Origin of the sequence: Glycomyces sp. L485 (genome assembly GCF_022548875.1) — a bacterium.
Classification (GTDB): domain Bacteria; phylum Actinomycetota; class Actinomycetes; order Mycobacteriales; family Micromonosporaceae; genus Glycomyces.
This window is the reverse complement of record NZ_JAKZEW010000014.1, coordinates 51,877-63,955: the sequence shown is the minus strand read 5'-3', so window position 1 is coordinate 63,955 and position 12,079 is coordinate 51,877. Positions and strand designations below refer to the sequence as shown.

Below are 12,079 nucleotides of genomic sequence, written 5' to 3'. Positions count from 1 at the left end.
ATGGAAGGCGGCGTGGGCCGACGACGAGGCCGGTCACGGTGGCGAGGTTTGTGTGATCGGTAACAGGAATCGGTATCAGAATCCTAAACGGAACGACAACTTAAGTCAAGATTATCGATGTATCGATCGAAGGCTGCCGCTGTGGACGCCGATGCCGCGGAAGCCGCCGAGGTTCTCCCCCGGTGTACTGGTCGACGGCGCCGTGTTCGAGACGTCGAGGTTGCGGATCTCCCAGTACTCCTGGTTGAACAGGCGCACGGCCTCGGCGACGAGCCCGGCGCCGACGATCCGGGGTTTGACGCCGGTTCCGTAGCTGTCGATGGTGATCGGGGAGCCGACGGATCCGGAGCCCTTGGGCCAGAGCTGCCCGGTCCAGGTGTCGCCGGACCGCAGGAGGATCTTGTCGCCGGCGCCGAATGACGTGCTGTTCACTTTGTCCAGCGTCCGCCAGGGCTGCTCGGCGCTGGTTCCGGCATTGCCGTCATCGCCGGCAGCGCTCACGTAGTAGGTGGTGTCCGCGGCAGCGGCCGACGCGGCGCTCAATACGACGGTCGCGATCGCGACCGCCAATGCGCACACCGCCGCCAAGGCGACTCCAAAGGCTCCGGACAGCCGCTAGCCTCCTGGGCCGCGTCGTTCGCCGTCTGACGCCAGGGCCGACCTGGAAGCCCGAGAGCGGGACTGTTCTTCTCCAGATACTCCGCATCGAATACCTCGTTGAGCTTGTCCGACACGTTCTGAAGGTTGCCGGAGGCCCACTCGAGGCGCATCCATGCTTCCTCCTGAAAGCATTTGCCTTGTAACATGATTGAGCCTCACATCACGGCAACGTGGCCGTGTTCCCCTCAGGAGGCACGTCGGATCGGAGACTACCCCACCGGTTTCCAGCGACGGCCACGAAGACGAACGAGCCCTCTGGAGCGTGTGATGGACTTCCCGCCCCTCGATCCGGCATCGGCGCGAGCGCGCCTGGCGAACTGGAAGGAACGCACCGACAAGATGGCGGCCGACACCCAGGCGCTGGCCGCGCAGGTGCAGGCCGTCCGAGTGAGCGCGAGCGATCCGGACCAGATCGCGGAGGCCACCGTCGACCACACCGGCAGCCTGGTCGACCTGGTCCTCAGCAGCCGGGTCAGGCGCATCCCCGAAGAGGAGTCGGCCCGGGCCGTGCTGCGGGCGATCCAGGCCGCGAAAGCGGCGCTGGCGGAGCGTTCGCAGGAAATCGTGGAGGCGACCGTCGGCGAGGACTCACCGGCCGGCCAGGCGTTCATGTCGGGCCTTGCCCGACAGTTCGGCCAGGCCCCGGAGCAGGGAGGGCAGCACTGATGACCGGATACGTGGTCGATCCCGAGCAGTTGCGATCGCACGCGGCCAACCTGGAGCAGTTCAGGGCGCGTTTCGAGTCGATCAGGTCGGCCAGCTCCCACATCGCCCAAGACGACGAGGCGTACGGGCAGCTGTGCGGCTGGATCGCCGGGATCCTAGAAGGACGGCACGTGCGCCAGGACGGCCTGGTCGACTTCGGCGAGGAGAACATCGCCCTCGCCGCCGAGAGCATCCGCGCGGCAGCCGACGCCTATGAGGAGTCCGACAACGACTCCGCACTCAGCTTCGACGACTTCTCCTCGCAAATGAACGGATAGGCCACCGCTATGTCCGACAGTTCGCTGATCGCCAACGTCCAGTCGACTCGGCAGCCGTGGACCGGCTCAAGCCTCGCCGACGGCATCGAGGGCCTGGCCACCGCCATCGAGAGCGGTTCGTGGGTACAAGGGACGCTGGCGGGCGTCGGCCTGGGCCTGGAGGCCGTGGGCACCGTCATGGACCCGTTCTCGGCGCTGCTCGCCAACGGGCTGGGCTGGGCCATGGAGTACTTCGAGCCACTGCGGGAGATGCTCGACTGGCTCACCGGCAAGCCCGACGTGGTCATGTCGCACGCGCAGACCTGGTACAACATGGCCGAGGAGCTGTTCGCGATGTCCGCAGACCTGGGGACGATGGTCAACAACGACCTCGACGAATGGTCAGGCGCGGCCTCGGACGCCTACTACAACATGATGGGCCACAACGTCGAAGGCATCGGCGGGCTCGGCGCGGTGGCCTCGGCGATCGGCGCGGCCACCGAGGGCGCCGGCGCGCTCGTGCAGATGACCCGCGACCTCGTACGAGACCTGATCGCCGACCTCGTCGCCCACGTCGTGGTCTGGGCCGTGGAGGCGATCTTCGTGGTGACCATCCCGGTGATCGCCGCGCAGATCGTGGCCGCGGTGGTCAAGTGGGCCGGCATCATCATGCAGCTCATCTCCTCCCTGATCACCAGCATCGACGCGCTCTCCAAGCTCCTCAACGACTAAGGGCCGCCAAGCATGAGACGAACCCTGAAACTCCTCCTGCTGCTCGGCGTGACCTTCGCGCTACGAAGGACCGGAGGGACCAGCGGCGGCGGGGACGGTACCACCGGCCGCCCCGGCGACGGAGGCGACGGCGGCTCCGGCAGGCCATCACAGAGCCACGGCAGGGTCAACGCCGGCCAAGGCACCGGCAGCGCCCAACAAGCGGTCCGAGCCGAGTTCGATCAAGGTCGCAGCCAGAAATCCGAGGGTGACGGCGGTTCCAGTACCGAGACGTCCGAAACCGACACGGACGCGACCGCCGATTCGGACACGTCGGATCAGCCGACCACGGACGCCAGACCCGCCGGTGTCCCGGACGGCTGGACGTCTCGCGAGGCCGACAATGGCAAGGGCACCGTGTACCAGAATCCGAACACCACGGGCAACGCCGACATGCTGCGCGTCATGGACCCGACTCCCAGGTATCCGAATGGATATGTTCGATTCTATAATGAGCACGGGCAACCGATCGGTTTGAATGGAAAGCCGGGGCCGAAATCCGAGACACATATCCCTATCAATGACGACGGCGCATACGATACTCCACAGGGATGGGAAGAATGATTGACATCGATATTGTCGACTCAGTGGTACAGAAAGTCTCTGATGGATTTCCCATCATCATTACCACTAGCAATGGCTGGATCATCACTTCTGAGTCGGATTTCCGCGCATCAGGATCTCTTCCTGAAGCAGGGACCCTCAGTTCCGAGGATCCGAAGACTGTGGATATTCTCAAGCATGCACTGACAGGCGAGCGCATTGCTGCCGTTGAAATCACGGGAGGCCGTCTCTACTTGGAGTTCGGAGGCTCAATCGAACTCATGGTGGAACCTGATCCCGACTTCGAATCATGGAATATCGTCGGCCCAAGAAAAGAACGCATCGTTTGCATGGCTGGGGGCGAGCTCGCCTTCTGGTCAGCAGATTGACAGGGCACTGCACATCGAAGAATCTGCTTGAGTTGGACAACAGATCAGTGAGGTATTCCCGGCAAGGTGGTCAGTAGGGAGCGTGATCGAGAGTCGTTGGGGTACAACGAAACCCCCTGGTAGAAACTGGAGTTGCTTACGTCTTCAGTTCTCGCCCAAGGGGTTCCGTGTCTGCCATTGTCACCTACACCGACCAGCGGATCTGCTGGCAACCAGCCAGACGATATCGCAACGGCGGGACCCGGCGTGAGCTCATCGATCCGGAGCTGATCCGGCGGCTGCGCAAACGTGTCTGCGAGACCTGCGAACAGGCGGAGAAGACGATCGTGCACCAAGCGCGGTCGCTGAAAGCCCTCGACCAGTTCGGACAGCACCTAGGATGGGCCAAGACGATGAAACGGCTACGCCGCATCATCGTCATGCTCTGCTCTGGCTGCTACCGCCACATCCGACAGACCGGAGTACTGACAGCGAGTCTCTGACACCAGCTGTTACTGGAGAGCCGAGATGCGCGGAAAGCGCGCACGTCCGGTTCGGAGGGAAGGAGACCAGAAACATGCCCTTGAACAGGGAAAATGCGCCGTTCTCCTTACCCTACAGAACTCCAGCCACCACGTCCGCGACCGCACCTTCACCGAAGACGCCTGCACCACCCGAAGCGGCTCAGCACCCCAAGCCCTGGCTGCCCTGTGCAACCTGATCATCGGCCTCCTCCACGCCGCCGCTTTGCCTCGAGTCTGGCCCAGAACATCTGGGGTACGATCGCCGGCGACGACCGGCTATCATCGGCCGCCGCCATTCCAGGGGAGATCCTCGGACTCGGGACCGAAGCACTGTTCGCGATGAAGGACCCGGTTTTCGCGCTGTCGTCGGCCGGGCTCGGCATCGTCCTGGAGCTCGTGGAGCCGTTCAACGACGCTATCGAACTCGTCTCCGGTTCCCCCGAGGACATGCAGCGCGTGGAAGATGCTTGGGGCGAGGTGTCGAGCTCGCTCGGAACCCTCGCGTCCGACACGAGCTCCACCCTCAGCGCCAACCTCAACCAATGGCAGGGCGCGGATGCAGACGCCGCGATCGAGCAGGTGGAGGCGCTGGCGGCGGCGATCGCCGCCGCCGGTCACGAGGCGTCCAACGTGCAGCAGATCGTGAGCTGGTGCAGGATGCTCGCCGAGCTGGTCTCATGGCTGATCACCCGCGGGCTCATCGCGCTGGCGGCAGGGCCGTAGTCGTTCGCCGCGAGCGTCGCCACGTTCGCCCTCTCGGCGTTCTACAAGGCGACCTCGATGTTCCTGCGGGTCATGAACAAGATCCAGAAGGCGACGGGAATCTTCGGCAAGATCATGCGTGTCCTCGTCGACCAGGGGCTCAACCGGAAAGGCCCGTTCCATGTCACCTCGGGTCAGGTCCTCGGTGTCCGCGACGGCCTGAACTACTCACTGTGGAAGGGCGTTCTCCTCAAGGCGGCCATCGGCGCGGGTACGAGCCTGGCGGGGAACGTGCCGCAAGCGGCCGCCGATCAGCTCGAGGCGATGACGGCGTCGATTCCCTCGGCCGGCAGCACCGACGGTTCGATCGCAGTCGACCTGGACGAGTTGGACGGCCTGCAGTCCGCGCTCGAAGGCCTCAAAGGGCAGGCCGACCCGATCCACTCCCAGTCGGCCGAAACGATGGCTGAGGAGATGGCCTGGGGCGTGCCAGGTGCGATAGAACTGGAGGGCCACTACATGTCCACCGCCGAGGGCCTCGACGATGCGGTCTCCGAGATCGTGGCGGCCTTCGACGGCCACGCGATGCGTATCGGCGCGTGCCGTGACGACTACGCCGCCTGCGACCAAGAGCAGGCGGAAGCGTTGAACAAGCTCCTGAGCGAATTCTGAGGCGTCCATGTCCAACCGTGAGTACGATCTGCGCGAAGACGCGCGAAGCCTGGTGGTCGGGCAGTGGCTCAGGGAGGGTGAGCGGCTGCGGACGCTCGCGGCGACCGGCCGCGGCAACTACCGATCCGAGATCCGCGGGCACCCGTCGGTCGCATGGAAAGCCACGACCATCGTGGGCTGGGCGGCCCTGAAGATCGTGAGCCCGGTCGGCATCGTCACCGGCGGCGTGCCGTACTGGAACGAGATACGCAGGTTCGAAGGCCGCCCGCCCGGACTGGTCGCGTTCGGACACGGCAAGGAGTGCGAAGCCGCGCGCCTGCTAGGCACCGGCCCGCACCGAAGCGGCATCTGGGTGCTCTCCCATGACCGGTTCGGGTTCGTCGCCGACCGCATCGCGACGGCCGGAACCGATCAGCACCCTCGCGCACTGCGGCGGGGTGACCTGAGCATCTCGATACCGTGATCGACGTCCCCTCGACCCGGTTCGAATACGAGGGGACCGTGACGCGCGGACTCAGCGCGGTCTATCTGCGTATCAGGTTCCATGACGGTTCCGGCGTCGACATCCACAACCGCTGACGGCGGCGGGGCGATCGGGGTCGGCGAACGCGGCAGGCCCGGGAGCGTCCGAGGCCGGTTGCTCGGGCTCGTCGCCGCCGAAGTTGGGGTCCAGGTGCCCGACGCCGCCGTACCCCAGGTTCGCCACACCATCAGTGCAGCGTGGCCGATCCAGGTCGTTTCGACCGAGCCGGTTTCACCTGGAAGAGCGGCTAGTTCAGACCCGTCCCGCTTCACGCTTTGCACGACAGAGCGATCCAGGTGGGAGGCCGCAGTCAGCCGTCTCGGTATAGATCGCAGATCTCGGGGAAGGGCTGGAAGCCGGCGGACTTGTAGGTGGCGACGGCGCCGACTAGGGAGCTCGGGGTGCAGACGATCGCGCTCGACGAGCCCAGCTGTTGGAGTTCGGCCGCTGCGGCGACGGTGATCGCCTTGCCGTAGCCGTGACCGCGATGGTCCCGGTGCACGCCCATCGGCTCGATCAGCCCGGGTCTGTCCGGACCGGCCGACCAGACCGTCACCACTGCCACCGCCTCGCCCTGGTCGTCGTACGCGACCAGGCACCGGGCGTCGGCGTACAGCGGCCCGGCCGCCATCGCGTGCCAGCGCTCCTCGGTGAACGTCGAAGCCTCGAACGAGGCCCGCTGCACGGCGGCCCGCGCATGCACCTGCTCCGGCCCGACCACTTCGATCCGCACACCCGGATCCTGCACCGGCTCAGTGAGGCCGCGGCGCAGCGGTGTCCACGGCTCGTCGGTGTTCCAGCCGTACTTGGGCAGCAGATCTCGGACCAGTGCGCCCTTCGGCGCCTCGACGTTCGCCCTCCCCTCGGGCAGTACGCCGCGTTCGGGGTCGGTCATGTCCTCGACCAGCCGATGCGCCAGCTCCTCGTCCCGGTGTGCGTCCGGCGCGATCGTCATCCGAAGCAGCCTCGCGCCGTCCAGCAGTCCGACGGCGAGGATGCGTCCGTCTCGGCTCCACGTCCGGATCGCCGCGGCGGTCTCCTCCGCGCCGAACCGCCAGAACCAGCCCAGGTCTCCCGGGTGCAGTTGCATCGGCGCCCCGTCGTACTGCCACTGGCGCAGCACGCCGGCGGCTTCACTCAGATCGTCGACTGCGGGCTGCCTCAACGTGATCGCCATGCCCCGATCAGACACCACCGCAACGCCGGGCCGCAACCGAGTTCGGAACGCCTGCTCGACAGGGGTGGGAAGGACGAGGCAGGTGGGCGCTGCGGGCGTTCCCGGTGGCAGAATCGGGACCATGAGTTCCCACGGGGCCTGTGAGGTGCCGCTTGATCAACTCGTCGGGGATGCGGCCGCTCTCGAGCTGCTCCGTTGCTGACTGCGTCCGAATCGGAACGCGCGGCACCATCGTTCAGCGCCACGCCATTCGATTACCAGGGGGCGTGTGCGCCGTCGGGCAGCAGGCATGATCCGTGATCGGCAGGGCCGAGTCGCTCGATGAGGTCGACCACGCCGGGGATCGCCTCCTCCAGCGGAGTCGCCGCCTCGGCATGGCCGGTCATGTCGGTCTGCAGATATCCGGGCCACAGGGCCGCCACGATCGGTCCGGTGTCGGCGACTTCAACGGCGATCATCTTCGTCAGCGCGTTGAGCGCGTAGCGGCTGGCGACGAACGCGTGGTTCTCGGTGCGGGTGAGAGTGCCGATCGGTCTGGTCGGCATCGTGAGGTTCACCAGTCGAGCGTCCGGCCGCAGCAGGTGGAGGAACCGCTGGGCCATCAGCACCGGGCCGAGAGTGTTGACGCGCAACACCTCGAGCGTCCGCGGGCCGTCGACCTCAGCGAGCCCGGAGCTCGACTCAAGGACGCCTGCATTGTTGACGAGGCGATCCAGTCCTCCGCAGGACGCGACGAGACCCGCGGCGTCCTCGATGTCGCGCTGTGATCTGACGTCGAGAGGCACGACCACGAGCTCGCCTGTGTCCAGGTCGTGCAAGGCCGAGGCGCGGTCAGGGTCGCGGACGCCGGCGAATACCCGGGCACCCCGCTGCAGATACTCGCGAGCCAGCGCAAATCCGATGCCGCGACTCGCTCCGGTGATCAGTACACCGGCCACACCGCATGTTATCCGCTCACTGCTCGCCCCGCGTTCTCCCGCAATTCGATACCGCCGATCGGTTGAGATTCGTTGGCGCTAACCGCAACCGGCGCGGTCGAGACAGTCAAGGACCACTGTGGGCTCCAGGTTGTCGCCGTGACAGCGCCATGTCAGGGCTTTGACAGGGGCTTCCCCGAACATTCTCGTCATGAACGACACGCAGAACCCCGCGGCCACCGCGAAGACCTCCCGGCCGAACCGATTCGTCGAGAAGCTGCTCGCCGACCGTCACTCGGTTCCCCTGTCCATCGCCCTCCATCTCGTCCCCGGCGCCCTCATCGTCGCCGTCTACGCGTTGATCGCCGCACCCTTCACCCGGGCCGTCGGCTACCCGATCTTCCTGGCCTGGGCCATCGCACTCGCCATCGTGCTCTTCCCGCTCCAGTTCGGCCTGCTGTGGCTGGGAAAGAAGCGCACCGGCCGCTACACGATGCGCGGCGGAGTGGCGCATTACCGGGAGAAGCCGTTCTCCCGGGGGAAGATCACAGCCATCGGCATCGGCTTCCTGGTGTACATGACCGTGGTGGCGCTCTCGCTCATTCCGCTGGACTCCTTCATGTTCGACACGTTCTTCACCTGGATCCCGTATGAGGGCGCCGGCGGCTCCGCCACCGCCTACCTCGACGCGTACTCGCGGCAGTTCATCCTGATCACCATGCTGATCTGCCTGCCCTTCACCGGATTCACCCTGCCGCTCATCGAGGAGTACTACTTCCGGGGCTTCCTGCTTCCCCGCCTGCCCCAGCTGGGCAAGTGGGCGCCGCTGTTCAACACGGTCTTGTTCTCCGTGTACCACTTCTGGGCTCCTTGGACGGTCCTGTCGAAGATCGTCTTCCTGCTCCCCGGCGTCTGGTTCGTCTGGCGCAAGCACGACATCCGGGCGTCCATCTGGATGCACCCTGGATCTGCCCTTCTCATGACCGCGGTCGGCGTCGTCGCCATCGCCTTGGGGATCATGTAGAAAGCCCAGGACAGGACGCCGTCCGTAGTGGACGGTGTCCCTTCTCGTTCACGGCGGCGGCAGTACGTCGGCTGGAACGGTCAGCTCTGGACCACCCTGGCCGAGTCGCGAAGTGGGCACCGAGGAGCCCGCGCTGTTGGTCGGCGCGTCGGGCAACGTCTTGCGGGTTCCCTCCTATTCGTCAAGCGGTGCCGAAACCTCCAGTGCGCCAAGGTATGCGATATCAATGTGGCTCCACTGCGCATTTATGCCGATGGGTGGATCTCGGAGGTTGCGATAGGGTCCGGTGGGAGGTGGCGGGAATGAGTTTCCGGCTGGCGGCGTATGCCGTGTGCGTCGAGGACGATCGGGTGCTGCTCGCCCGGTGTGTCCCAGCGACGGGCGAGAACCACTGGACCTTGCCGGGCGGCAGGGTCGAGCATGCGGAGGATCCGTTCGACGCGGTGGTTCGGGAGGTAGCGGAGGAGACCGGTTGCTATGCGGTGGTCGAACGACTGCTGGGCGTGGACTCGAGGGTGATTCCCGCGGCAGCCGCGGGTGGCGGCATCGAGCACCAGAATGTCGGCGTCTTCTACCAGGTTCGCATCGCCGGCGGGCAGCTCCGGCCCGAGCCGAACGGTGACATCGCCGAGTCGGTCTGGACCCCGATCCGCGAGGTCGCCGACCTGCGCCGCTCAGGACTGGTCGATGTCGGCCTCGCCCTGGCGCACACGCGGCCGGTAACCGGCCACGTTGCTCCCGTCCCGGTGGGTGGCTTGATCGAGCATTGAGACGTCGGCATTCCGGTGGCCTTGGCGCTGACGCATCCCACGATCGGCCCCGGCCGGATGAGCATCTCGGTTTCGTACCGGCCCGCTGAAGATGGCGCATGTTGGACTGTCTGCACGACTTCCAGCCCCGCCTGTGCCGGTTGCGGGCGATCATGCGACGCCACAGCGCTTCGGCGGCGTCGGCCGCTGCTCGAAGGTCGAGATTGTGGCGACAATCACTCTGTGCTGATAGGATGAAGACGCCTTAGGCTGCTGGTTCGCCCCACGCGAACCCCTGTGCGGACAAGCGAATCCTCGAACAGGAGAGAACGTCCCGCCGTTTTGTCCTCATCGGACTACTAGCGCGAATCCACGATTGACACCCCTCATGAGCGAAGATTCTGCACCCGATCCCGATTCCGACCGGCATTTCCAGCTGCTGCTCGCCGACTACCAGTCCGGCCGCGAAGACGACCGGACCCTGCTCACCGTCCAGTCCGCCGGCGTCGGCCTGGTCATCACACTCATCGGCCTGCTCGGCGCGATGCTCATGCAGACCTGCAACTTCCAGCCGGACCTGGACCCCAGCGAATGCCAACAGCTGCCGCCACTCGTCCTGGCCGGCGCGCCGCTGATTCCCACGGCGACAGCGGCGTTCCTGCTGATGCTCGGCGCCCTGGCAACCGTCCGCAACTACTACCTGCGAGCCGTCGAACGGCAACTGCGCGAATACGTTCACCGGCCGTTCGAGGAAATGCCCGGAACCGCGCCCGGTCCAGGCATGTACATGACACTGACCACCGAACTCACCAGCCTCAGACGCGGGAGAATCAGCCACCGGCTCCTGGCGAGACTGGTCGTCGTCTCGGCCTCCGTGGCGTTCCTGGGCATCACCTTCTTCATCGGGCTCAACGTCGAGCAATGGGTGCAGATCCTCATGGCGGCCTTCTACGGTCCGCTGTTCGCACTCGTGGTCTACGAGTACATCGCCGCCGGCCTGGGCGGTCGCAGCCTGTTCATGAAGGCGGTCCTGGCCGCATCGGCGAGAGCCGGCAACCGCGACTACCTCCCTACGGTCGAGGAGTTCCGGAAACGGTCCAGGCAGCGGTCGATCCTCTCCTACCTGGGCTTCCCGCGGCCCGAAGACTGGTCCAAGTTGTTCAACGCGCCGGTCCTCTACATTCCGGTGGCGTTGCTCGTCGGCGACTTCACGCGATGGCTCGACTTCCTCATCCTCCTGGTCGTGCTGGAATTCCTGATCTACCAAGCGCGATACCAGTACAACGACGTCAGGGACACCTCGCTGGACCAGCGGCACATCGAAAGCCACGCGCGCGGCCGCCTTCCGCAGGGAAGCGATCCGGCGACGAGCCGCCAATACGTCCACTGGAGCCTGGCGGTAGCGCTGGTCCGGCTCCTCATCGCGGCGGCGGTCGGCTTCTTCTTGCTGCCCGAGGCGTTCTGGCTGCTCGGCACCGTGGCACTGATCAGCGTCTGCTACGAGTGGCTGCGTTCGAAAGCGCCCACCGAGCTGATCACGTCGCCGACGCCGCGGGTAGTGATGATCTGGCTCGCGGCCGGACTCGGCTACGCGGTCCGCGGAGGGCTGGCGGTCACCATGGCCGGTGCTCCATTGACCACCGCCGTCGGCGGCACCGCGGTGGCCTTCTACTACTTCCTCGGCGTCATGTTCGTGCTGGTGCCCTGGGTCCTCGACGCAGCCAGCTACTGCCGTATCGACCTGATGCGCCGGTGGTACCACACCGAAGAGCTGGTCGCCAAGCCGCACCTGTCCGTGCTGCTGTCATACGTGCACCCGATCGACAGACCCTATGAAGCCGGGAAGACCCGCGCGGAACGCCACGGTTCACGAGTGGACGCCCTGGCCGACGGCTACCGGTTCTGGACTCCGTGGAACGCCTCGTTCATAGTCGCGGCCGGCCTCGGCGGCGCACTCGGAGCGATGCTGAGCCGAGGCGGCGAAGTGGCGCTCCCGTTCGTCGCGCTGCTGACAACGGTGTCGGCCGGCAGCGCCGTTCTCGTCGCAAGCGGCAAGACGAAACGGTCGCGATGGGCGAGGTACGGCCTCGGATCAAGCGTCATGGTCGCGGCCTCCTACGCGTGGTCCTCGCTCGTCGACGCTCCGCCGGTCGACTGGGCAGGGATCCTCCCGAATCTGCTTCCGCTGGCCGTTCTCCTCCCCTGGGCCATGTTCTGGGTGTTCTATGTGGCCATTCACGATCAGTCGTACCACGACCTGAAGTACTCGCTGCAGAAGATGTTCGCCGCACTGGTCGGCCTGTCCGCGAAGGCACTGCGGTTCCTGGTCGGCAAGGCCACTTGGAAGGCGCTCGGCTACGAAGACGCTCTCAAGTCCTGGCGCGCCAGACTCCTGCGGGACAGCCGATAGCGTGAAAAATGTCGGAGAGGCGAAAGGGCGGTAAGCTGTCGGAGACCCCGAAAGCAGATACCCCCGAACCACCCCGG

Annotated in this window: 15 protein-coding genes; 12 read left to right on the top strand and 3 right to left on the bottom strand. The window is 65.8% G+C overall.

Annotation, left to right across the window (positions count from 1 at the left end):
• Positions 1-111 precede the first annotated feature (111 nt).
• Positions 112-588 (bottom strand): hypothetical protein, encoded by a 477-nt coding sequence (locus L0U85_RS09535; RefSeq protein WP_241377528.1) that lies wholly within the window; start codon positions 586-588, stop codon positions 112-114.
• Positions 589-927: 339 nt separating this feature from the next.
• Here L0U85_RS09535 and L0U85_RS09530 point away from each other — a divergent pair, with 339 nt between their 5' ends.
• The 9 genes from L0U85_RS09530 to L0U85_RS09490 all read left to right on the top strand — a co-directional run bounded on the left by L0U85_RS09530 (position 928) and on the right by L0U85_RS09490 (position 5,665).
• Entirely contained in the window at positions 928-1,326 is a 399-nt protein-coding gene (locus tag L0U85_RS09530; protein ID WP_241377527.1) for a hypothetical protein, read from the top strand.
• Positions 1,326-1,643, top strand: coding sequence for a hypothetical protein (locus L0U85_RS09525; protein WP_241377526.1), 318 nt, complete (start codon positions 1,326-1,328; stop codon positions 1,641-1,643). Before L0U85_RS09530 ends, L0U85_RS09525 begins: the two co-directional genes overlap by 1 nt.
• Positions 1,644-1,652: 9 nt before the next feature.
• Complete coding sequence (locus L0U85_RS09520; protein WP_241377525.1) at positions 1,653-2,354, top strand: hypothetical protein; 702 nt, start codon at positions 1,653-1,655, stop codon at positions 2,352-2,354.
• 12 nt (positions 2,355-2,366) lie between these two features.
• On the top strand, positions 2,367-2,957 hold the full coding sequence (locus tag L0U85_RS09515; RefSeq protein ID WP_241377524.1) for a hypothetical protein: 591 nt from the start codon (positions 2,367-2,369) through the stop codon (positions 2,955-2,957).
• Positions 2,954-3,325 (top strand): DUF6188 family protein, encoded by a 372-nt coding sequence (locus L0U85_RS09510; RefSeq protein ID WP_241377523.1) that lies wholly within the window; start codon positions 2,954-2,956, stop codon positions 3,323-3,325. The genes L0U85_RS09515 and L0U85_RS09510 overlap by 4 nt, the downstream gene beginning before the upstream one ends.
• Positions 3,326-3,492: 167 nt before the next feature.
• Positions 3,493-3,807, top strand: a complete 315-nt coding sequence (locus L0U85_RS09505; RefSeq protein ID WP_241377522.1) for a hypothetical protein — start codon at positions 3,493-3,495, stop codon at positions 3,805-3,807.
• 360 nt (positions 3,808-4,167) lie between these two features.
• Positions 4,168-4,551, top strand: a complete 384-nt coding sequence (locus L0U85_RS09500; protein ID WP_241377521.1) for a hypothetical protein — start codon at positions 4,168-4,170, stop codon at positions 4,549-4,551.
• Positions 4,552-4,608: 57 nt separating this feature from the next.
• The gene (locus L0U85_RS09495) at positions 4,609-5,202 is read left to right on the top strand and encodes a hypothetical protein (protein ID WP_241377520.1); all 594 of its coding nucleotides are present in this window, start codon (positions 4,609-4,611) and stop codon (positions 5,200-5,202) included.
• Between the two features lie 7 nt (positions 5,203-5,209).
• Positions 5,210-5,665: a hypothetical protein gene (locus L0U85_RS09490; RefSeq protein ID WP_241377519.1), complete on the top strand. Its 456-nt coding sequence runs from the start codon at positions 5,210-5,212 to the stop codon at positions 5,663-5,665.
• A gap of 370 nt (positions 5,666-6,035) precedes the next feature.
• Here L0U85_RS09490 and L0U85_RS09485 read toward each other — a convergent pair whose 3' ends face one another.
• Complete coding sequence (locus L0U85_RS09485; protein WP_241377518.1) at positions 6,036-6,902, bottom strand: GNAT family N-acetyltransferase; 867 nt, start codon at positions 6,900-6,902, stop codon at positions 6,036-6,038.
• A gap of 254 nt (positions 6,903-7,156) precedes the next feature.
• Positions 7,157-7,840, bottom strand: coding sequence for an SDR family NAD(P)-dependent oxidoreductase (locus L0U85_RS09480; protein WP_241377517.1), 684 nt, complete (start codon positions 7,838-7,840; stop codon positions 7,157-7,159).
• Positions 7,841-8,030: 190 nt separating this feature from the next.
• Between L0U85_RS09480 and L0U85_RS09475 the strand changes: the two genes are divergently transcribed.
• From L0U85_RS09475 to L0U85_RS09465, 3 genes are all read left to right on the top strand, one after another.
• Complete coding sequence (locus L0U85_RS09475) at positions 8,031-8,843, top strand: CPBP family intramembrane glutamic endopeptidase (RefSeq protein WP_241377516.1); 813 nt, start codon at positions 8,031-8,033, stop codon at positions 8,841-8,843.
• Positions 8,844-9,145: 302 nt separating this feature from the next.
• Positions 9,146-9,613, top strand: coding sequence for an NUDIX domain-containing protein (locus L0U85_RS09470; protein ID WP_241377515.1), 468 nt, complete (start codon positions 9,146-9,148; stop codon positions 9,611-9,613).
• A gap of 367 nt (positions 9,614-9,980) precedes the next feature.
• Positions 9,981-12,002, top strand: a complete 2,022-nt coding sequence (locus L0U85_RS09465) for a hypothetical protein (RefSeq protein ID WP_241377514.1) — start codon at positions 9,981-9,983, stop codon at positions 12,000-12,002.
• Positions 12,003-12,079 lie beyond the last annotated feature (77 nt).